Source organism: Thauera linaloolentis 47Lol = DSM 12138 (genome assembly GCF_000310205.1).
GTDB lineage: Bacteria > Pseudomonadota > Gammaproteobacteria > Burkholderiales > Rhodocyclaceae > Thauera > Thauera linaloolentis.
This window is the reverse complement of sequence record NZ_AMXE01000065.1, coordinates 1-21,254: the sequence shown is the minus strand read 5'-3', so window position 1 is coordinate 21,254 and position 21,254 is coordinate 1. Positions and strand designations below refer to the sequence as shown.

The following is a 21,254-nucleotide window of genomic DNA, read 5'->3' as shown; positions in this document are numbered from 1 at the left end:
CAAGGTCATCACGGTGCGCACGACGGCGTTCGACGCCGCCGCCGAAGGCGGTGCGGCTGCGCTCGAGACGGTGGCGGCCGCGGCCGACCTGGGGGTGGCCTCGCTCGTGAGCCGCGAGATCATCAAGAGCGCGCGTCCCGAGCTGGGGGCGGCGAAGGTCATCGTCTCGGGCGGGCGTGGCGTGGGCAGCGGCGAGAACTACCAGCAGCTGCTCGAGCCGCTGGCCGACAAGCTTGGCGCGGCGCTGGGTGCCTCGCGCGCCGCGGTCGATGCGGGCTACGTGCCCAACGACTACCAGGTGGGCCAGACGGGCAAGATCGTCGCGCCGCAGCTCTACATCGCGATCGGCATCTCGGGGGCGATCCAGCACCTTGCGGGGATGAAGGACTCGAAGGTGATCGTGGCGATCAACAAGGATCCGGAAGCGCCGATCTTCCAGGTGGCCGACTACGGGCTGGTGGGGGATCTGTTCGAGGTGGTGCCCCAACTGACTGCGGCGGTCTGATCGGCCGACGACGGACGGCGCCAGCATGAATCTTGCAAGCTCGCTGTTTTCGGCGACCTGGCATGGGTTGATGCTGGCGCTGTCCGTGCTCATCCTGCTGCTGCTCGTTCGCCGGGCGCCGTGGCGGCGCCTGCTGGACAGCTCGCAGCTCAATCTGCTGCTTGGCTTCGTGGTCGGACTCACGCTGCTGTGGAGCCTGCGTGCAGGCGTGAAGCCCGGCTTGAGCCTGCATATGCTCGGAGCGATGGCGGCGACGCTGACCCTGGGGCCCTGGCTGGGGCTCCTGGCACTGGCGGGGGCCTTGACCGGCATCACGCTGAACGGAGCTGTGGAATGGAGCGCCTGGCCGGTCAATTTCGTGTTGATGGCCGCGGTTCCGATGGCGCTTGCCCATGCGATCCAGCGTGGCATCGAACGCTGGCTTCCGGCCCATTTCTTCGTCTTCATCTTCGTGACGAGCTTTGCCGGCGCAGCGCTGACGGTGATGCTGCAAGGCGTGATCGCGTCCTCCGCGATGGTCGCGGCGGGTGCTTACCCGGCGGACTTCCTGCTTACCGACTACCTGCCTTACTTCCTTCTCCTCGGTTTCTCCGAGGCCTGGATCAGCGGCGCGATCGTCACGCTGCTGGTGGTGTACCGACCGGACTGGGTGGCAGGTTTCGACGACAGCCGCTACCTGCTGAACAAGTAATTCCTAAAATCTGAGGGAGATATCGAATCCATGAGCAACTACAACGCCCCGATTCGTGACATGCAATTCGTGATGCGCGAACTGGCCGGCCTCGACGAGGTCGCGCAATTGCCTGGCAACGAGGAAGTGTCGGCCGATCTGGTCGATGCCATTCTCGAGGAAGCCGACAAGTTCGCGAGCGGCGTGCTGGCGCCGTTGAACCGCATCGGCGACCAGGAAGGCGCCAAGTGGAAGGACGGCGAAGTCGCCACGGCGCCGGGCTGGAAGGATGCCTACACCCAGTTCAGGGAGTCGGGCTGGACCGCGGTCGCCGGCGACCCCAACTACGGCGGCCAGGGCCTGCCCAAGCTGCTGTCGACGGCGGTGATGGAGATGTGGAAGTCCGCCAACATGGCCTTCTCGCTGTGTCCGATGCTGACCACCGGCGCCATCGAGGCCCTGATGCTGCGCGGCACCGACGAACAGAAGGACATGTACCTGCCGAAGATGGTCTCGGGCGAATGGACCGGCACCATGAACCTGACCGAGCCGCAGGCCGGTTCGGACCTCGCCGCCGTGCGCACCAAGGCGGAACCCCAGGGTGATGGCACCTACAAGATCTTCGGGCAGAAGATCTTCATCACCTACGGCGAGCACGACATGACCGACAACATCATCCATCTCGTGCTCGCCCGTCTGCCGGACGCGCCCGAAGGGGTGAAGGGCATTTCGCTGTTCGTGGTGCCCAAGTTCCTGGTCAATGCCGATGGCAGCCTGGGCGCGCGTAACGACGTTCATTGCGTGTCGATCGAACACAAGCTCGGCATCCATGCCAGCCCGACGGCGGTACTGGCCTTCGGCGACAATGGCGGCGCGATCGGCACCCTGGTGGGTGAGCCGAACCGTGGTCTCGAATACATGTTCATCATGATGAACGAAGCCCGCTTCGCCGTCGGCATGGAAGGCCTGGCCCTGTCCGAGCGCGCTTACCAGCACGCCCTGCAGTATGCCAAGGACCGCATCCAGGGCACCGAGGCGGGTGTTCGCGGCGGGCCGAAGGTCAGCATCATTCATCACGCCGACGTCCGCCGCCTGCTGATGAACATGAAGAGCAAGACCGAGGCGATGCGGGCGCTGGCCTATGTCGTCGGCGCGGCCAGCGACAAGGCGCACAACCACCCGGATGAAGCTGTCCGTGCCCAGAACCAGGCTTTCGTCGACCTGATGATTCCGGTCGTCAAGGGCTGGTGCACCGAGAACTCGATCGATGTCGCCTCGGACGGCGTGCAGGTTCATGGCGGCATGGGTTTCATCGAGGAAACCGGTGCCGCACAGCACCTGCGCGATGCGCGCATCACGACGATCTACGAAGGCACGACCGCCATTCAGGCGAATGACCTGATCGGGCGCAAGATCGCGCGCGAGAACGGCGTCACCATCGCCGGCGTGGCCCAGGCGATGCGCTCGGTCGAGGCGGAACTGGCCGCAGTGGGCGGAGAGGCTTTCACCGCGATCGCCAGGCCGCTCGGTGCCGGCATCGCCGCGGTGGAAGAGGCCGTCGCCTACATCCTTGCCACCTATGGCAAGGATGTGAAGGCCGCCTCGGTCGGCTCGGTACCTTTCCTGAAGCTGCTGGGCATCGTTGCCGGCGGTTGGCAGATGGGCCGTGCCGCGCTGATCGCAAAGCACAAGCTCGACGCGGGCGAAGGCGAGGCGAGTTTCTACCAGAGCAAGATCGTTACCGCGCGCTACTACGCCGACCATGTGCTGGCGCAGGCTCCGGGCCTGGCCTACACCGTCGTCAATGGTGCAGCGGGTGCCCTCGAACTGGCTGAAGAGCAGTTCTGATCGGCTCGGGGCGGCCCTTCGCAACGAAGGGTCGCCCCAACAAGAGACCGGGCCATTGCGGCTGCGGTCTCTTTTTTTGTCGCCGGGCCGCGGCAAGCCGTAGCCCGGCACGCGCATGATTATTCCACCTTGGCCTTGGCACGCAGGTCGAGCACGTGCTTTTCGACCTTCTGCTGCTGCAGGCGCTGCTGCAACTGCGGCTTGACCTCGTCGAGCGGGGGAGCCTGGGTCGTGCGCACATCGTCGAGCTGGATGACGTGATAGCCGAAGTCGCTCTTAACCGGCGTGGTGGTGAATTTGCCCTTTTCGAGCTTGACCATGGCTTCGGAGAAAGGCTGGACGAACATGCCCGGATTGCTCCAGCCCAGGTCGCCGCCGCGCTCCTTGGAGCCCGGATCGCGCGATTCCTTCGCCACTTCCTCGAACGCGGTGCCCGACTGCAGTCTGGCGATGATCGCCTTGGCCTGGTCTTCGGTTTCGACCAGCACGTGGCGCGGCTTGTACTCCTTGTCACCCATGCGGCTCTTGATGGCGTCGTATTCCTTCTGCACGTCGGCGTCGGTCACCGGGTTGTTCTGGATGAAATCCTGCAGGTAGGCGCGGATCAGGATGGCCTGCTTGGCCAGTTCCATCTGCGTCAGCACCTCGGCCTTCTTGGCAAGCCCCTGGCTGCTTGCCTGCTGGCTGAGGATTTCACGGCGGACCAGTTCCTCGCGCACGGCATCCTGCAGCTGGGGGCTGTCCGGGGCGCCTTGGGCGCGTTGTTCGGCGAGCATCGCTTCAGCGCGCTCGGCCGGGATGGCCACGCCGTTAACCTTGGCGACAGGGCTGGCGGCGGCGGCCGGGAAAGCGAGAAAACCAGCCAACATGGCGATGGCGAGGCGGCTCGGGAAGCGTTTCATCGATATTCCTTCAGGGGTGGGTTGCTTGGGTGGCCTCTTCGGCCGTAGTTGCCTTGATGGCGAGCGCGTGGATTTCCTTTCTCATCATATCGCCCAAGGCCTGGTAAATCATGCGGTGGCGTGCGACCGTGCCATGCCCCGCGAATGCGCCGGCAACGATGCGCAAGGCGTAGTGGCCGCCGCCGTCGCGCGCGCCCGCATGCCCCGTGTGCAGGGCGCTGTCGTCGCGGACTTCGATCTCGTCCGGCGAAAACGCTTGGGACAGGCTGCTTCGAATCCGATCGGCGACTTCCGCGCTCACGGCAAGACCTTCTTGAAGGGGCGCACGCTGGTGCGTGCGAACACGCCTTCGCGCACGTAGGCGTCCTCGGCCAGCCATTTCTCGGCGCTGGCCAGGGAGTCGAACTCGGCCACGACGAGGCTGCCGGCGAAACCGGCCGGGCCGGGGTCGGGCGAGTCGATGGCGGGCATGGGACCGGCGATCAGCAGGCGCCCTTCGTCCTTCAGGGCCTGCAGGCGGGCGAGGTGTTCGGGGCGGACGGCCATGCGGCGTTCCAGCGTGCTTGGTGCGTCTTCGCCGATCATTGCATAGAACATCAGTTTTTTTCCTCTTCGATATGGCGCGAAAGGTAGAAGCCCTGGCCCAGCACGAAGACGAGCATCAGGCCCATTCCTCCGAAGAGCTTGAAGTTGACCCAGGCTTCCTCGCTGAAACTGTAGGCGATGTAGATGTTGAGCAGGCCCATCGAGACGAAGAAGGCCGCCCACGCCATGTTCAGGCGTTCCCATACCGCGTCGGGCAACTGGATCTGCGCTTCGAGCATCTTGCGGATCAGGTTGCGCCGGAAGAGCAGGGCGGAGCCGAGCAGCACGGCGCCGAACAGCCAGTAGAGCGCAGTCGGCTTCCACTTGATGAAGGTCGGATTGTGGAAGAAAAGCGTGGCGCCGCCGAACACGACGATGATCGCCAGGCTCACCCAGAGCATGGTGTCCACCTTGCGGTGCTTGCCCCAGACGATGGCGATCTGCGCGAACGTGGCGATGATGGCGACCGCCGTCGCGATCAGGATCGGCGCCTGGGTTGGTCCGATGCCGTCCCCCAGCCATTGAGTGGCAAGTTGATGGGACGCATCGGGCTGCGCTCCGGCGAGCTTGTAGGCGACAAAGAAAAGGATGACCGGGAGGAGGTCGAACAGGAATTTCATGCGGAAGGATTATAGCGATTGTGATTGGAACTGCCCGGTTGCCGCCGTGGGCGACTCGGCACGATTGCGCATGTGGTTCGCGAGCGAGGAGAACGCGCTCAGAAGACTGGCGCGCAGCGCCGCGTCGGCGACGAGTTCTTCGAGCGCGGTGCGCATGCACAGCATCCACTCGTCGCGTTCCTGCAGCCCGATCGAAAACGGCATGTGCCGAGCCCGAAGGAAGGGATGGCCATAGCGTTCGACGTAGAGATTCGGCCCGCCGAGCCAGCCCGACAGGAACAGGAAGAGCTTTTCTTCCGAGCCCGAGAGATCTTCCGCGTGCATCCTGCGCACGGCCCAGGCTTCGGGAAGCGCGTCCATCAGTGCATAGAAGCGCTTGACCAGCGCGCGTACCGCGGCTTCGCCGCCGATGCGTTCGTAAGGGGTGGCGTTCGGGGGCAGGGCGGTTTCAGAAGGCATGGAGGTCGATGATGTCCTGTGCATCAGGCAAGGAAGCGGGAAGCTCTCGCGAGCTTTCCCTGGCCGCCGGATGGTTGAATGCGACACTCACTTCTCATGACCATCCTGGCGGGCGGTCTGCATTCTAGCGCGTGCGGAGGCGTTTCCGCCGGCGGGCAGGCACAGGATCGCCCGCAGGCCGCCGCCTTCGCGGGGCAGCAGATCCAGCCTGCCGCCATGCGAGCGCATCACCCGCTCCACGATGGCCAGCCCCAGGCCGGCGCCCTTGGTGTTGGTGCGCGCCTTCTCGAGCCGCGTGAAGGGGTGCCGCATGCGCTCGACCTCGTTCTCCGGGATGCCCGGGCCGCGGTCGGCGACCTCGATGCAGACCTCGCCGTCGACCACCCCGACGCTGACGTCGAGCCGCTTATCCTCGCCCGCGTAGCGCAGGGCGTTGTCGATCAGGTTCGCGACCGCCCTGCGCAGCGACAGGGCGCGTACGGCATTCACCAGCGTTTGAGGGGCGTCGAGATGGAGGTCGATTCCCCTCAACCTGTAGGGCTCGGTGATCTCGCGCACCAATTGGGCGACATCCTCCGGTTGCGCCGGTTCCTGGGGCACGCCGCGCCCGAAATCCAGGAACTGGCCGATGATGCGGTCCATTTCCTCGATGTCTGACACCATCGCGGTCACTTCGCCTTCCGGCGCCCCCGACATCTCGACACCGAGACGCAGACGCGCCAGCGGCGTGCGCAGATCGTGCGAGACGCCGGCGAGGATCAGCGCCCGGTCCGCATCCGTGCGGGCGAGATCCCCGGTCATCTGGTTGAAGGCATGGGCGACCACGGCGATTTCCTGTGGGCCGGATTCATCCAGCGGCGGAGGGGTCTGGCCACTGCCGACCAGCCTGGCCGCGCGCGCGACCTGGCGCAGCGGCTTGCCCATCCACGACGCGATCAGATAGGCGCCGAGCATGGCGGCGACGAGGGCGCCAAGCCCCCAGATAAGCCAGTCGAGACTATCCGGGTTCTCGATGCGCTCGCCGGGGAGCATGACCCAGTATTCATCATGCTGATCCTCCGGATCGAGCCGGAAACTCACCCAGAAACCCTCGAGCGACTTCCAGCGCGATGCCAGGCGTGTGTGATCGCCCAGTTGCCTGCGGACGTCGGCCGCGAGCAGGCGGTTCGGCCGCGTGTCGCGCAGCGGCTCAAGTTCGTCGGATGCCTCGGCTGGATAGATGCGGATCCCTTCCAGCGCGGCGAGTTCGATCAGCAGGTCCGTCCTACGCTCGGCGTCGGCATTGGTCAGCGCGGTACGGGTCAGGTTGACCACCGAAACCACCATCTGGGCCACATCGCGCGAGCGGGCGGGCTCCTGGAAATAGCGAAAGATCTGCGACCAGGAGCCAAGCGCCAGGATCAGCAGCAGAGCGACGAGCAGGAAGGTCTTCCACAGCAGGGTCCGGGGCAGGCAGGCCTGCAAGAGACCCGCAGCGCCGCGACGGGGAGCGGGGCTCGTCTTGGCGGACATGCCGCGTTCACTCGCTGCTTTCGGCCTTGCCTTCGTCGGGCGCCGCGCCCTTGGCATCGTCGGGCACGAACACGTAGCCGAAGCCCCAGACCGTCTGGATGAAGCGCGGCTTGGCCGGATCGTCCTCGACAAGCTTGCGCAGGCGCGAAATCTGCACGTCGATCGCACGATCGAAGACGCCATACTCGCGGCCGCGCGCAAGTTCCATCAGCTTGTCCCGCGACAGCGGCTGGCGCGGGTGCTGCAGCAACACCTTGAGCAGCGAGAACTCGCCCGTCGTCAGCTGGATCTCTTCGCCGTTGCGTTCGAGCAGGCGGGTGCCCAGATTGACGCGCACGCTGCCGAACACGACGATCTCGTCCTCGGCCGTGGGCGCGCCGGGCAGGGTCTGCGGCTGGCGCCGCATCACCGCCTGGATGCGGGCGACGAGTTCGCGCGGGTTGAAAGGCTTGCCGATATAGTCGTCCGCCCCCATTTCCAGCCCGACGATGCGGTCGACATCATCGCCCTTGGCCGTGAGCATGATGATCGGCAGGTTGTTTTCCGCGGCCCGCAGCCGCCTGCAGATGGCGAGTCCATCCTCTCCGGGCAGCATCAGGTCGAGCACCATCAGGTCGAAGTGCTCGCGATGCAATGCGCGATCCATCATGGGTGCATCGCTCACGGCCTTCACCGCGAAGCCCTGTTCCTGTAGATAGCGGGACAATAGATCACGCAGACGAGCATCATCGTCCACCAGCAGTACGCGATAGCGAGTTTTTAGGTTCATGGTGCAAATCGTATCCTTCAAAACGGCGCCTTGCCAGTGGCAGCGAAAGCCCGTCGACAAAGGGCGGGTAACGCTTCGTAAGCGCCCGGTTCGCAAGCAACACAGGCTTACAAAACATCATCGGACTTGATCTGCAAGACTGTCGCGAAGTGTCGGTTTGCCGTATGTTTCGGCTCATGTTCGACGCACAGTGCGGGCGGCCCTTGCTTTGATGGACATCCGATGACACCGAAGTTCGCCTCTCCGAAGCCGGTTTTCCGGTTTCCCGCTTTATTGCATCCCGGCCGGTGCATGCTGGCGTGTACGCTGTCGTTCTGTCTAGTGGCGGTGTCTGGTGTTGCCGAAGCGCGGGCGCGCGGCGATGGAACGGGGGTGGCGGGGCAGGCAGGCGACGGAAAGCGCCACGAGCTTCGCAGCGTTCTTGCCACCAGCCACGAAGTCGGTGAAAGGTCGGTCGAGCGTCGCCGCTTGAATGCCGAAGAACGCAACGCGCTGCATCGCGATCTGCGCGATGCCATGCGCGGCGCCTATCCAGAGCAGCCCGGGGCTTCCAAGAAGAAGTCGCACTGAATCCGGCGGCCCGAGCCGGTAGAATACCGGCACCATGAAAATCCTCGCTATCGAAGCTTCGTCCGAACAGGGCAGCGTCGCGCTTCTGGTCGGCGACGCCGTTTCCAGCCGCCGTATCGAAGGCGCGGCGAAACACTCCGAATCGGTGCTGCGCGACACGCGCGAACTTCTGGCCGAAGCCGAACTTTCCGTTTCTTCTCTCGATGCCGTGGCCTTTGGCGCGGGGCCTGGTGCGTTCACCGGGCTGCGGCTGGCCTGTGGCGTCGCGCAAGGCCTCGCGCTGGGTGCGGACCTGGGGCTCGCCGTCATCGGCAGCCTCGATGCGCTCGCGTTGCAGGCCGGGTCGAAGCGGGTCTTCGCCGCTACCGACGCACGCATGGGCGAAGTCTATTGCGCGGCATTCGAACGCGACGAAGGTGGAAGCCTGCGGGCCGTTTCCGCTGTCCGCTGCCTGGCGCCTGAGGACGTCGCGCTGCCTCCCGGGCACTGGACCGGCGTGGGGTCGGCGTTCCGTGTCTGGCCAGACGCCTTGCACACGCGTTTCCTCGACCGGCTCGATGCCTGCCACGACAGTCTGGTGGCGCGTGCCGACGAAGTCGCCTTGCTGGGCGCGCAACTGGCTGCGAACGGCGGGCTCGTTCCGCCCGAACTTGCCGCGCCGATCTACGTCCGTGACAAGGTCGCGCTGACGACCGCCGAGCGGCTCGCCCGCGGAGGCCGGGCGTGAGCGGACCAGGGCGTCACAGCTTCATCCCGATGCAGGCCGCGCATCTGGACTGGATCGCGCCGCAGGAGGTCGAACTCCAAGCCTTTCCATGGACTCGCGGCAATTTTCTGGACTCTCTCTCCGCCGGGCACAGCGCCTGGGTCATGAAGGAAGGCGCGGGAATGGTCGGCTATGCAGTGGTGCTCGGCGTACTGGACGAAGCACACCTGCTCACCATCGGCATCGTTCGCGGGGCCCAGCGCCGGGGCCTCGGCCGCACCTTTCTGAACTGGCTGCACGAAGATGCGCGCAGCAAGGGCGCCATGCAGTTCTTTCTGGAGGTTCGCCCATCCAACCACGCCGGATTGGCGTTGTACCGCACGATGGGCTACGAGCAGATCGGTTGCCGGAAAGGCTATTACCCGGCGGAAAATGGGCGAGAAGACGCCATCGTGATGCGGCGGGAGCTCTGATCGGATGGTGAAACCCATGCGCAAGCCGACCTCGTACCGCGATGCCATGCTGCGCGAGATGGGGCTCGGCCCGATCTGGCGTTTGCGTTCGGCCAGTGCGGGCGATGACGAGACGTCCATGGAGGAGGTGCCAGCGGCAGTCGAACAGGTGGGCCGATCTGTTTCCGGGGCCGTTGCCGCGGTGGCTGAATACCTGACTGGAGCGGACGTCGGCACCGCGCCGGTGCGTCCACGGCCGGCGGCACAGGCCGGCGTACCTGCTGCCCCGGTGCGCGAGCGCAGGCCGGTGTACGAAACGTTCCCCGCCCAGCCTGTCGTCGTCCGCGAGAATAGCCGGGTTGCGGCCGCCCCAGATCCGGAACGTACTGCGCGCATCTCGACGCTCGATTGGGATGCGCTGGAGGCCGATATCCGCGGATGCCGGGCCTGTGTGCTGTGCGAGCAGCGCAAGCAGGCCGTACCCGGCGTCGGCGACCGTCAGGCAGACTGGATGTTCGTCGGCGAAGGGCCGGGGCGCGAAGAAGACCAGCGTGGCGAGCCTTTCGTCGGACAGGCCGGCCGCCTGCTGGACAACATGCTCGCTGCACTCGACCTCGAACGTGGCAAGAACGTCTATATCGCCAACGCGGTCAAATGCCGCCCGCCGCACAACCGCACCCCCGAGCCAGCGGAAATCGGCGACTGCCTGCCGTATCTCGAACGCCAGGTCGAGCTGGTCAAGCCCCGCCTGCTGGTCGCGCTCGGGCGGCCCGCTGCCCAGGCGTTGCTCAATACAGAAATCAGTATTTCGAAGGCGCGCGGCCGCACTTTCGGCTTCAAGGGCATCCCCGTCATCGTGAGCTACCACCCCGCCTATCTGCTGCGCAACCCGCAGGACAAGGGCAAGGCCTGGGCCGATCTGTGTTTTGCGCGCAGGCTGATGGCGGAGCAGGCGCAGAAGGGCTGACGCGGGCCGAGCGCCGGCAGGCTCAGTGGCTGCGGTCTTCCAGTAGCGCGACGTTGTCGAATTCGCGCTGGTTGGCCTCGTGACGGAGCTTCACCATCATCATCGCGCCTGCGACGAACAGTCCGAACAGCACGATCACGACATCGATCGAGAGGCCTAGCATGATCAGCACGGCGTAGGTGCCGGTCATCACCAGAATCGACAGATTCTCGTTGAAGTTCTGCACCGCGATCGAGTGGCCAGCCCCCATCAGGATGTGGCCCCGGTGCTGCAGCAACGCGTTCATCGGCACCACGAAGAAGCCGGCCAGCGCTCCGACGGTCACCATCAGCACCATTGCCGCGGTGGTGCTGGTGATGAAGATCATCGAGATCACGCCGACCCCCATCGCGATGCCGAGCGGAATGACGCGTACCGACTTTCTCAGCGTCACGTAGCGTGCGGCGACGATGGAGCCCGCAGCGATACCGAGGGCCACCACGCCCTGCATCATCGACGCCTGCGACAGGCTCATGCCGAGGTTGTGTTCCGCCCACTTGATGACGATGAACTGCAGCGTCGCCCCTGCGCCCCAGAACAGCGTGGTCACCGCCAGCGAGATCTGTCCCAGCTTGTCGCGCCACAGCAGGCGCAGGCAATGGTTGAAATCGTGAAGTAGGTACAGCGGATTGTTCTTGAGCGGTTTGTGATCGACGCCCGTGTCCGGAATGTACAGGTTGAAGGTTGCCGCGATCAGGTAGAGAGAACCGATGATCAGCACGGCGGCCTCGAAGGGCGTATCAGCGAAGGGCAGGTTCAGTGCCATCAGGCCCTGCGCCACGTCGCTGCGGATCATGAAGCCCCCCATCACGGTGCCGACGATGATGGCGCCGACGGTCAGCCCCTCGATCCAGCCATTGGCCACGACCAGCAGACGGTGGGGCAGGTACTCCGTGAGAATGCCGTACTTGGCCGGGGAGTAGGCCGCCGCGCCGAGTCCGATCACCGCGTACGCGAACAGCGGATGGGCGCCGAGGAAAAGCATCAGACAGCCGCCGATCTTGATCGTGTTGCTGACCAGCATCACGCGCCATTTCGGCATGGAATCGGCGAAGGCGCCGACGAAGGCGGCCAGTACGACGTAGGATACCGTGAAGAAGAGCTTGAGCAGCGGCTCGTACTCGGATGGTGCGGCCATGTCCCGCAGCAAGGCAATGGCGACGATGAGCAGGGCATTGTCGGCAAGCGCGGAAAAGAACTGCGCTGCCATGATGGTGTAGAAGCCGAGCGGCATCGTTGGGTACCGGGCACCTGTGGTCGGGAGCGCGGTTTATAACATGGATGGCCGTATGCTTGGGCTGACGGAGATCACAATGGCAGGGCGTCGATCCATCGGATATCTGCCAATGCTGACTTGTTTGTGATCTAATTCCAACAATAAATCATACTTATCTACACCATGGCTGACCGCAGACTCCAGGTATTCCATGCCGTGGCCAAGCACGGCTCCTTCACCCGTGCCGCCGAGCATCTCTACATGACTCAGCCGGCCGTCACGTTCCAGATCAAGCAGCTCGAAGAGCACTTCGACACCCGCCTGCTCGACCGCGGCCACGGCAAGATCACGCTCACGCCCGCCGGTGAACTCGTGCTGGCCTACGCCGAGCGCATCCTGGGGCTGTCGGCCGAGCTCGACTCGCGCGTGTCGGAGCTCACCGACGAGCTTGCCGGGCAGATCAAGGTCGGCACCAGCACCACGATCGCGGCCTATTGGCTGCCGGCGATACTCGAAGGCTTCAAGCGCAAGTATCCGCGCGTACTGCCGCGTGTCGTGGTTGGAAACTCCAAGCTCACCGAAGACAGCGTCGCCGCGCGCGACCTCGACATCGGCCTCATCGAAATCGTCACCGAGCAGCATGCCATCGAGCGCCGCAGTGCCGCGCGTGACGAACTGATGGTGATCTGCAGCCCCGACCATCCGCTGGCCAAATTCGACAAACTGACGGCCAAGGATCTCATCGGCCACCCGTTCATCGACCGTGATCCAGGCAACGGCATCCGCCAGATCGCCGACGAGTTCTTCGAGGCCGCCGGCATCGCGGGCAGCGAGATCAACCTGTGCGCCGAGCTCGGCAGCCTGGCGACGATCAAGCAGCTTGCCGCTGCAGGCCTGGGCTTCGCGATCGCATCCGATCGTGCCATCCGGCGCGACGTGGCCGAAGGGCGCCTGGCGGCCATCCGTCTCGAACCGCGCATCTATACGCCGCTGGAAGTCATTCTGCCGCGCGACAAGTTCCGCTCGCGGCTGATCACCGCGTTTGCCGACTATGTTTGCGAAGAGTTCGCGCGCATGGCGCGGGACAAGGATGCCGTGAGCTGATGGCGAAGGCGAAGTCTGCCTTCGTCTGCAGCGAATGCGGTGCGCAGGTGCCGCGCTGGCAGGGGCAGTGCCCCCAGTGCCAGGCATGGAACACCCTGACGGAAACCCTCATCGAGCCAGGGGCCGCCAAAGGTAGCCGGTTCGCCGCACTCGCTGGAGAAAGCAGCCGTCTCAAGCCACTGTCCTCGCTGCAACCACGCGAGGAGCCACGCCAACCGACGGGGCTCGACGAGTTCGATCGTGTGCTGGGCGGTGGGCTTGTCGCCGGCGGTGTCGTTCTGATCGGCGGCGACCCCGGCATCGGCAAATCGACGCTGCTGTTGCAGGCCCTGTCCAACCTGTCCGCTGCGCACAAGGTCGTATACGTCAGTGGCGAAGAATCGGGCGAACAGGTCGCGCTGCGCGCCCACCGCCTGCAACTGCCGCCGTCCGAACTGCAGATGCTGGCCGAGATCAATCTCGAGCGCATCCTCCACACCCTGCATGAATCCAGGCCGCGCGTCGCGGTCATCGATTCGATCCAGACCGTCTATTCCGAGGCGCTGCAATCGGCTCCCGGCTCGGTCGCACAAGTGCGCGAATGCGCGGCGCAACTCACCCGTTTCGCTAAGCAGAGCGGCACCAGCCTCATCCTGGTCGGCCACGTCACCAAGGACGGCACACTGGCCGGTCCGCGCGTGCTCGAACACATCGTCGATACCGTGCTGTATTTCGAAGGCGACACCCACTCCAGCTTCCGCCTGATCCGCGCCTTCAAGAACCGTTTCGGCGCGGTCAACGAACTCGGCGTGTTTGCCATGACCGAACGCGGCTTGCGCGGCGTCTCCAATCCATCGGCGATCTTCCTGTCCCAGCATGCCCAGCAGGTAGCCGGAAGCTGCGTGCTGATCACCCAGGAAGGCACGCGGCCGCTGCTGGTCGAGGTACAGGCGCTGGTCGATGCCGCGCAAAGCCCCAATCCCCGACGCCTGTCGGTCGGCCTCGAGCCGACGCGCCTGGCCATGTTGCTGGCGGTCATGCACCGCCACGCGGGCGTGGTGTGCTTCGATCAGGATGTTTTCGTCAATGCAGTCGGCGGGGTCAAGATCACCGAGCCGGCAGCGGATCTCGCCATCCTGTTCGCCATCGTCTCATCGCTGCGCGACCGTCCTTTGCGGCGGGGGCTCGTGGTATTCGGCGAGGTCGGGCTTGCGGGCGAGATCCGTCCCGCACCCCGCGGCCAGGAGCGCCTCAGGGAAGCCGCCAAGCTTGGCTTCGATACCGCCATCATCCCCAAGGCCAATGCCCCCCGGCAGTCCATCGGCGGACTCGAGGTAATCGCCGTCGACCGCGTGGAAGAAGCGCTGGAGCGGATGCGGGAGCTGGAGTAGTCAGCTGGCACCGGAAACGCCCTGGGCATGGTCTGCCCACGATCCTCCGTTAACATGCGGACGCAATAATGTCCGTGTAAAAAGTCTCTATGCGTGTATTATTGTGCGCTGCAAGGCGTGCTCCAAGGCGCTGATTAATAAGAATTCAGCAATGCTTTGCAGTCTTTGTGGATACTGTCAATTTTGTTTTTTCGTGATCGTGGCCTGATGTTTTTCGAATTCCTCGTATCTGTGGCGGATTCTGCAGATACGTGGTTTCACGATCGTCGTAGGTTCGGATAGGGCGGGTTAATGAAAGGCGAATCGTTGTCGTTATCGTTTTCTTCGCTGCGGCAGGTAGCCGCAGGTAGTGGGCAGCTTGCAAGGGCAGGGGTGGTCGCGGGATTGCTGAGCGCCCTTTCGGCATGCTCGCTGGTGCCGGGGACTTCGGGATGGAACATGCGCACCGAATCCTCGGTGGCACTTCCGGTCACCGCTGCAGATACTCCTCAGGCGGAGCAGACGCCGGGCAACGTCACCGTCACGCCGATCACAGCCGAACTCGTCATCGCCCACGTCCGCGACAGCGAATCCAGTTTCCGCAACACTCAGGCAGGTGGCCGTACGGCCTCGCGCCAATCCACGGTGCCTGATTTCGGTCTTGCCCACCAGGATTACGAACTTGGCCCCGGCGACATCATCAACGTCATCGTCTGGGACCACCCCGAGATCACCATCCCTGCCGGCTCATACCGCTCGGCAGAGCAGTCCGGGACCCTGGTTGCCGATGACGGCACCATTTTCTTCCCCTATGCAGGCACTCTGAAGGTGGCTGGCAAGACCCCTCGGCAGGTTCGCGACATTCTTGCCCAGCGCCTGTCGAAGGTCATCGAAAACGTCCAGCTCGACGTACGTGTCGTCGCCTTCCGCAGCAAGCGGGTCTATGTCGTCGGCGAAGTCAAGGAACCCGGCCTGCAGCCGATCAACGACATCAAGATGACCCTGGTCGAGGCGATCAACCGCGCGGGTGGCATCACCAGCGAGGCCGATCACGGCAACGTGCTGCTGACCCGTGACGGGCAAACCTGGCGGGTCGACCTGCAAGCGCTGTACGAAGACGGCGACACCTCGCAAAACGTCGAGATTTTGCCTGGCGACATCGTCAACGTACCCGACCGTCAGCTCAACAAGGTCTTTGTCTTGGGTGAAGTCAGGGAGCCCGGCTCCTACGTCATGAACAAGCGCCGCACCACGCTGGCAGAGGCACTGAGCGACGCGGGCTTCGTCAACCAGATCACCTCGAATCCGAGCTGGATCTACGTGATGCGCAGCGACAACGGCACTTCCGAGCTGTTCCATCTCAACGCCAGCTCCGCCGATGCATTGCTGTTGGCCGAGGGCTTTCCGCTGCGCCCGCGCGACATCGTCTATGTCGACGTTGCCGCCATTGCGCGCTGGAACCGTGTGGTCAGCAACATCCTGCCCACCTCGCAGATGCTCAACCTCATCAGCGACACCCGTTTCCCGCTTTTCAACGGCCGCCAATAACACGACTGCGGGCACAGCACATTCCGACCGTATCCGCACCGAACATCATTCAGGAAGCTCCACCGTTGGCTCGACAAACCACGCACACCGCCACGTCCGCCGAAGCCCATCGTAGCTATGCACCCGGCCAGGACGACAAGGGCGACGATTTCATCAATCTGGGCGAGATCGTCGCCACGCTGTTCGAATACAAATGGCTCATCCTCGCCGTCACGACCGCCGCCGTGGCAGTGGGCGTGTTTGTCGCGCTGGTATCGACGCCCATCTACCGCGCCGACGCCTTGCTGCAGGTCGAAGACAAGAGTGCTGCAAAGGGCGGCATCGCCGCGCTGCGTGACGTCGAGGCCGTTCTCGGCGACAGCACCTCGGTCGCGGCAGAACTCGAAATCCTGCGTTCACGCATGATCCTCGGCCGCGTCGTCGAGCGGCTCAACCTCACCGTCGTTGCCGAACCAAAGCATGCCCTGATCATCGGCAGCACGCTGGCCCGGCGCCATGGCGATGCCGATGAACTTGCCGCGCCGCTGCTCGGCATGAACAGCTATGCCTGGGGCGGTGAACGCATCACCCTGCAAAGCCTCGAAGTGGCGCCGGATCTCGTCGGCCTGCCGCTTACGCTTGTGGCACAGGACGGGGGGCATTTCCAACTCTTCGACGAAGACGACCAACTGTTGGCCGAGGGTGCGATCGGAGCGCCGGTCAACGGCGAGCGCGTCAGTCTCTTCGTCGCCGAACTCCTTGCCCGCCCCGGCACCCGCTTCGACGTCATGCGCCGCAGCCAGGCCGAAGCCATCGCCACCCTGCGCGATGCGCTGGAAGTGCGCGAACGCGCCCGCCAGTCCAACGTCATCGAGGCCGCCTTTACCGGACCCGACCGTGCCCAGGCGGCCGCCATTCTCAACGAAGTACTCAACGCCTATGTGCGGCAGAACGTCGAGTATCGTTCGGCCGAAGCCGAATCCACGCTCAAGTTTCTCGAAGCCCAGTTGCCGGAACTCAAAAGCGAACTCGACACTGCCGAAGCCGCCTACAACAACTACCGTCAAAACCGTGGTTCCATCGATCTGACCATGGAAACCCAATCCATGCTCAGTTCCATCGTCAAGGTCGACAACGACATCGTCGTGCTTCAGCAAAAACGCGACGAACTGCGCCAGCGCTTCACGGCCGAGCACCCGCAAGTACAGTCGGTGGATTCGCAGATAGCCCGCCTGCGTGCGCTGCGCGGCACCCTGGACAAGGACGTCTCGCGTTTGCCCGACACACAGCAGACCGCGCTGCGACTGCATCGCGACGTCGAAGTCTCCACTGCGCTTTACACCAACCTGCTCAACAGCGCCCAGCAACTGCGGGTGGCACGGGCCGGCACCGTGGGTGATGTGCGTATCATCGACAGCGCAGTCACCGCGCGCCTCCCCATCGCCCCACGCAAGGCGCTCATCGTATTGCTGTCCGGCGTGCTCGGCGGCCTGGCCAGCTTAGGCATCGTATGGGCCATCCGAGCATTGCGCGTCGTGGTCGAAGACCCCGAGACCATCGAGCGAGAGCTTGCCCTTCCGGTATACGCCACCGTGCCGGAAAGCAAAGCCGAAGAAGAAATCGATCGCCGCATCAAACGCGGAAAGGGTACCGGTGAGCTGCTCGCCGTAACCCACCCGGACGACAGCGCGGTGGAAAGCCTGCGCAGTCTGCGCACCACGCTCCACTTTGCACTGCTGGGGGCCGACCGCGGTTCCGTGCTCATCACCGGCCCCGCGCCGGGCGTGGGCAAGAGCTTCATCTCCAAGAACCTCGCCGCCGTTCTGGCTCAGGGCGGAAAGCGCGTCATCATCATCGATGCCGACATGCGCAAGGGGCACATCCACAAAGAATTCGATCTTCCGCGCAATGGCGGCGTGTCCGACTTCATCACCGGCGGCACCACGCTCGAATCCATCGTGCGCCAGACCTCCGTGCCCGGGCTGTCCGTCGTCACGACCGGCCAGATTCCGCCGAACCCTTCCGAACTGCTGATGCACGAGCGATTCGCCGCGCTACTGCAAAGCCTTGAGGCGCAATGCGACGTGCTCATCGTCGATGCGCCGCCCGTGCTTGCCGTATCCGATGCCGCCATCATCGGCCGCCTCACCGGAGCTGCACTCATGGTTGCCCGAGCCGGCCGGCACCCCATCGGCGAGCTGGAACAAGCCGTCAAACGCCTGGGGCAAGGGGGAGTTAGCGTCAAGGGCTTCGTCTTCAACGGGCTCGATCTTCAACGACAACGCCATCGCTTCGGTTACCAGGGCTACCACTACCAGTACAAGTACTCCGCATGAGTACCTGATAGGCACTGAACGTGGGTGTGCCGCAATCGAAGGCGCCCACCGTACGGCATTGCAGATGTGAGGGGCCGCGTTCCGCGGGGCCTCTCCGGGTAGGTTTGACCTAAAAAACAGGAGGGTCCCATGATGCAAGGGCTCATTGTTCTACTGTTGGCAGCCTTGGCGTCCGCCATCGTGATACGGGTCATGATCGATCTCGCTCCACGTGTCGGGCTCATCGATCACCCTGGCGAGCACAAACAGCACGAGCACGTCACGCCATTCGTCGGTGGCTTCGGCGTGCTGGTGGCGCTGTTCGTCGCCGTGTCGGCGCTGTCTACCCAATACCCCGGGCAGCGCGTGGCATGGGCCTCGCTACTGGTATGCGGCGGTGTCATGTTCCTGGTCGGACTGGCGGACGACCGCTGGAAGCTCGGCTTCAGGATCCGTCTCGTAGTGCAGGCCCTGCTGGCACTGCTGATGGTGTATGGCGGAGGAGTAGCGCTAACCGACCTGGGCAACATGCTGTTCACCGGCAATGTCTCGCTGGGGATGCTGGCCGTGCCCTTCACCGTGTTTGCCACCATTGGCGGCATCAACGCGCTCAACATGGTCGACGGCATCGACGGGCTGGTCGGCACCATCGCCGGCGGTACCCTGCTGCTGGTGGCCCTGATGACAGGACTGGCCGGCAGCGGCTCGACCCACCTGCTGGCCATGGCGCTGCTAGGTGGAGCAGGGGGCTTCTTGTGGTTCAACATGCGCCATGGAAGGCAACATCGCGCACGCACCTTTATGGGCGACAACGGCAGCATGACGCTGGGCCTGCTCATCGTCTGGCTGCTCGCCAGCATCACTCAGGGCGAGAGCGCCCTGGTCAGCCCCATCGCCGCGCTGTGGCTGTTCGCCATTCCGCTCATCGATACCCTCAGCGTCATGGGGCGTCGCATGTGGATGGGGCAGTCTCCCTTTACGCCGGACCGCAACCATCTGCATCACCTGCTGCAGCGCGCGGGGTTCCGCGTCGAAGACGTAGTCACCACCATTGGCATGCTGCATTTCATGCTCGGCGGCATCGGGGTCATGGGGCTCCTTTGGGGGATTCCCGAAGGGGTGATGTTCATCGCCTTTCTCGTTGTTTTTGCCAGTTATCTCGCCATTACCGCGCGGCCGTGGCGCCTGGTGCCGACCTTGCGGGGCATCCATCGCTATCTGCGCCTGACCCCCGCTGCCAACTGCGGCGTATTCTTCGGCAATTGCACACTTGAGCACGTCGAGCAGATCAACGCCCTGGTGGCACCGCAACTGCGCGAAAACACCGCCTTCCGTACCCGCTTGTATCAGCAGAACGAACCCGATGGCAAGCCAGGTTTACGCTATGCCGTGGTCGAAATCATGCTGAAGGACGAAACCGCGCCGCTCACCCACCAAGTGGAGTATCTGAGACTGATCCGCAAGGCGCTTCATCCGCACAGCGGCGTCTATGTTCGCGGTTACGTCCACCGGGACCCCTTTAATGACCGCCGCATCAACCCGGGTGAACCCGCCGTCGAGATGCGCACCCGCGATCGCCGCCAGCGCAAGCGTGTACTGTTGGAGGAATCCTTCACCTATGTCGACCGTGGCCGCATTCTCGATCAGGACGTCCACCACCAGGACGCCGCCAGCGAAGGCCCCCAACGCGCACCCGATACACTCATCGCCGAACCCTGAGCTTTCCATATCCATTCCCATACCCCACCAAGCCTTACCCATCATGACCATGCACTCCCTCGATCAGATCAAACTCGCCATCATCGGCCTGGGCTACGTCGGCCTGCCGCTCGCGGTGGAATTCGCCAAGCAGCGCGACGTGCTCGGCTTCGACATCAACCAGACCCGCATCGACGCGCTGAAGGCGGGCCACGACGCCACGCTCGAAGTCTCGGACGAAGAACTGCGCGCGGCCGCCGGCCTGCGCTATAGCGCGAATACGCAAGACCTTGCGGCCTGCAATGTGTTCATCGTCACCGTGCCCACGCCCATCGACGAATTCAAGCAGCCCGACCTGACCCCCCTGGTCAAGGCCAGCGAGACCATCGGCAGGGCGCTCAAGAAGGGCGACATCGTCATCTACGAATCGACCGTCTACCCCGGCGCCACCGAGGAAGACTGCGTGCCCGTGCTCGAGAAGCACTCCGGCCTGCGCTTCAACGTTGATTTCTATGCGGGCTACAGCCCCGAACGCATCAATCCGGGCGACAAGGAACATCGCGTCTCCACCATCAAGAAGGTCACCTCCGGCTCGACCCCCGAAGTGGCCGACCTGGTCGATGCCCTCTACCGCCAGATCATCGTCGCTGGTACCCACAAGGCCGAGAGCATCAAGGTGGCCGAAGCGGCCAAGGTCATCGAGAACACCCAGCGCGACGTCAACATCGCGCTGATCAACGAACTGGCCATCATCTTCAACCGCATGGGCATCGACACCGAGGCGGTGCTGAAAGCAGCCGGCAGCAAGTGGAACTTCCTGCCCTTCCGCCCGGGCCTGGTGGGGGGCCACTGCATCGGCGTGGACCCGTACTACCTCACCCACAAGGCGCAGGCCATCGGCTACCACCCCGAGATCATCCTGGCAGGCCGGCGGCTCAACGACGGCATGGGCGCCTATGTGGTATCGCAACTGGTCAAGGCCATGCTCAAGCGGCGCATCCAGGTCGAAGGCGCAAAGATCCTGATCATGGGTCTGACCTTCAAGGAGAACTGCCCCGATCTGCGCAACACGCGCGTCGTGGACATCGTCAAGGAGTTGGGCGACTACGGCATGGCGGCGGACGTGTACGACCCGTGGGTCGATGCGGCCGAGGCACAGCACGAGTACGGCATCGTGCCCATCCAGATTCCGGTGCCGGGCAGTTACGACGCCATCGTCGTGGCGGTGGCCCACGACCAGTTCAAGGTGCTCAGTGACCAGGGTATCCGTGCGCTGGGCAAACGCGAGCACGTGCTGTACGACCTGAAATATGTACTGCCGCGTGATGCGGCGGATTTGCGGCTGTAAACGTGTTGAAGTGGCACTTTAAGGAAGCTCTGATCTATTCAGAGCCGGTAAAATACTGAAGTCATGATCTGCGCTGCGCCCATGAAACAAACG

General features: G+C 64.1%; 22 protein-coding genes. 13 read left to right on the top strand and 9 right to left on the bottom strand.

Annotated features, from left to right (window positions below; translation table 11 throughout):
* The 3 genes from C666_RS14510 to C666_RS14500 form a co-directional block, all read left to right on the top strand.
* Positions 1-505, top strand: a 505-nt coding sequence (locus tag C666_RS14510; protein WP_004341664.1) for an electron transfer flavoprotein subunit alpha/FixB family protein, incomplete at its 5' end; no start/stop codon positions are given.
* Between the two features lie 25 nt (positions 506-530).
* Positions 531-1,196: an energy-coupling factor ABC transporter permease gene (locus tag C666_RS14505; protein ID WP_004341663.1), complete on the top strand. Its 666-nt coding sequence runs from the start codon at positions 531-533 to the stop codon at positions 1,194-1,196.
* A gap of 30 nt (positions 1,197-1,226) precedes the next feature.
* Positions 1,227-3,023, top strand: a complete 1,797-nt coding sequence (locus C666_RS14500) for an acyl-CoA dehydrogenase (protein ID WP_004341661.1) — start codon at positions 1,227-1,229, stop codon at positions 3,021-3,023.
* A 119-nt stretch (positions 3,024-3,142) separates the two neighbouring features.
* On the opposite strand, the gene C666_RS14495 is transcribed toward C666_RS14500, so the two are convergent.
* From C666_RS14495 to ompR, 7 genes are all read right to left on the bottom strand, one after another.
* Positions 3,143-3,925: a peptidylprolyl isomerase gene (locus C666_RS14495; RefSeq protein ID WP_004341659.1), complete on the bottom strand. Its 783-nt coding sequence runs from the start codon at positions 3,923-3,925 to the stop codon at positions 3,143-3,145.
* A 10-nt stretch (positions 3,926-3,935) separates the two neighbouring features.
* Positions 3,936-4,226 carry a BolA family protein gene (locus C666_RS14490; RefSeq protein WP_004341657.1) on the bottom strand — a complete coding sequence of 97 codons (291 nt, stop codon included), beginning with the start codon at positions 4,224-4,226 and terminating at the stop codon, positions 3,936-3,938.
* Positions 4,223-4,522, bottom strand: coding sequence for a YciI family protein (locus C666_RS14485; protein WP_004341655.1), 300 nt, complete (start codon positions 4,520-4,522; stop codon positions 4,223-4,225). The genes C666_RS14490 and C666_RS14485 overlap by 4 nt, the downstream gene beginning before the upstream one ends.
* Positions 4,522-5,130 (bottom strand): septation protein A, encoded by a 609-nt coding sequence (locus tag C666_RS14480; RefSeq protein ID WP_004341653.1) that lies wholly within the window; start codon positions 5,128-5,130, stop codon positions 4,522-4,524. Before C666_RS14480 ends, C666_RS14485 begins: the two co-directional genes overlap by 1 nt.
* A gap of 9 nt (positions 5,131-5,139) precedes the next feature.
* Positions 5,140-5,589, bottom strand: a complete 450-nt coding sequence (locus tag C666_RS14475) for a group II truncated hemoglobin (protein WP_004341652.1) — start codon at positions 5,587-5,589, stop codon at positions 5,140-5,142.
* Positions 5,590-5,676: 87 nt separating this feature from the next.
* On the bottom strand, positions 5,677-7,101 hold the full coding sequence (locus C666_RS14470) for an ATP-binding protein (protein WP_028792442.1): 1,425 nt from the start codon (positions 7,099-7,101) through the stop codon (positions 5,677-5,679).
* Between the two features lie 7 nt (positions 7,102-7,108).
* Complete coding sequence (gene ompR, locus C666_RS14465; protein WP_004341648.1) at positions 7,109-7,870, bottom strand: osmolarity response regulator transcription factor OmpR; 762 nt, start codon at positions 7,868-7,870, stop codon at positions 7,109-7,111.
* Positions 7,871-8,092: 222 nt separating this feature from the next.
* On the opposite strand from ompR, the gene C666_RS20585 reads away from it, so the two are divergent.
* Genes C666_RS20585 through C666_RS14445 form a run of 4 tightly spaced genes read left to right on the top strand, consistent with a single transcriptional unit; the run spans position 8,093 to position 10,565 of the window.
* Positions 8,093-8,440 carry a hypothetical protein gene (locus C666_RS20585; protein ID WP_154666258.1) on the top strand — a complete coding sequence of 116 codons (348 nt, stop codon included), beginning with the start codon at positions 8,093-8,095 and terminating at the stop codon, positions 8,438-8,440.
* Between the two features lie 34 nt (positions 8,441-8,474).
* Positions 8,475-9,167 carry a tRNA (adenosine(37)-N6)-threonylcarbamoyltransferase complex dimerization subunit type 1 TsaB gene (gene tsaB, locus C666_RS14455; RefSeq protein WP_004341646.1) on the top strand — a complete coding sequence of 231 codons (693 nt, stop codon included), beginning with the start codon at positions 8,475-8,477 and terminating at the stop codon, positions 9,165-9,167.
* Positions 9,168-9,196: 29 nt separating this feature from the next.
* The gene (gene rimI, locus C666_RS14450; protein WP_004341644.1) at positions 9,197-9,619 is read left to right on the top strand and encodes a ribosomal protein S18-alanine N-acetyltransferase; all 423 of its coding nucleotides are present in this window, start codon (positions 9,197-9,199) and stop codon (positions 9,617-9,619) included.
* 16 nt (positions 9,620-9,635) lie between these two features.
* Positions 9,636-10,565, top strand: coding sequence for a uracil-DNA glycosylase (locus tag C666_RS14445; protein ID WP_004341642.1), 930 nt, complete (start codon positions 9,636-9,638; stop codon positions 10,563-10,565).
* A gap of 22 nt (positions 10,566-10,587) precedes the next feature.
* Here the strand turns inward: C666_RS14445 and lplT are convergent, their stop codons facing one another.
* Entirely contained in the window at positions 10,588-11,838 is a 1,251-nt protein-coding gene (gene lplT, locus C666_RS14440) for a lysophospholipid transporter LplT (RefSeq protein WP_004341640.1), read from the bottom strand.
* A 165-nt stretch (positions 11,839-12,003) separates the two neighbouring features.
* On the opposite strand from lplT, the gene C666_RS14435 reads away from it, so the two are divergent.
* Together C666_RS14435 and radA are read left to right on the top strand one after the other, a co-directional pair.
* A complete protein-coding gene (locus tag C666_RS14435) occupies positions 12,004-12,924 on the top strand; it encodes a LysR family transcriptional regulator (protein ID WP_004341638.1) in 921 nt (306 codons plus the stop codon).
* Entirely contained in the window at positions 12,924-14,294 is a 1,371-nt protein-coding gene (gene radA, locus C666_RS14430; RefSeq protein ID WP_004341636.1) for a DNA repair protein RadA, read from the top strand. Before C666_RS14435 ends, radA begins: the two co-directional genes overlap by 1 nt.
* A gap of 257 nt (positions 14,295-14,551) precedes the next feature.
* Here the strand turns inward: radA and C666_RS20975 are convergent, their stop codons facing one another.
* On the bottom strand, positions 14,552-14,734 hold the full coding sequence (locus C666_RS20975) for a hypothetical protein (RefSeq protein ID WP_245603959.1): 183 nt from the start codon (positions 14,732-14,734) through the stop codon (positions 14,552-14,554).
* Between C666_RS20975 and C666_RS14425 the strand changes: the two genes are divergently transcribed.
* From C666_RS14425 to tviB, 4 genes are all read left to right on the top strand, one after another.
* Positions 14,733-15,821, top strand: coding sequence for a polysaccharide biosynthesis/export family protein (locus C666_RS14425; protein ID WP_004341635.1), 1,089 nt, complete (start codon positions 14,733-14,735; stop codon positions 15,819-15,821). The genes C666_RS20975 and C666_RS14425 overlap by 2 nt on opposite strands.
* A gap of 65 nt (positions 15,822-15,886) precedes the next feature.
* A complete protein-coding gene (locus C666_RS14420) occupies positions 15,887-18,136 on the top strand; it encodes a polysaccharide biosynthesis tyrosine autokinase (RefSeq protein ID WP_004341633.1) in 2,250 nt (749 codons plus the stop codon).
* Positions 18,137-18,265: 129 nt separating this feature from the next.
* Positions 18,266-19,834, top strand: coding sequence for an MraY family glycosyltransferase (locus C666_RS14415; RefSeq protein WP_004341631.1), 1,569 nt, complete (start codon positions 18,266-18,268; stop codon positions 19,832-19,834).
* 49 nt (positions 19,835-19,883) lie between these two features.
* The gene (gene tviB, locus C666_RS14410; protein WP_004341629.1) at positions 19,884-21,161 is read left to right on the top strand and encodes a Vi polysaccharide biosynthesis UDP-N-acetylglucosamine C-6 dehydrogenase TviB; all 1,278 of its coding nucleotides are present in this window, start codon (positions 19,884-19,886) and stop codon (positions 21,159-21,161) included.
* Positions 21,162-21,254: the final 93 nt, after the last annotated feature.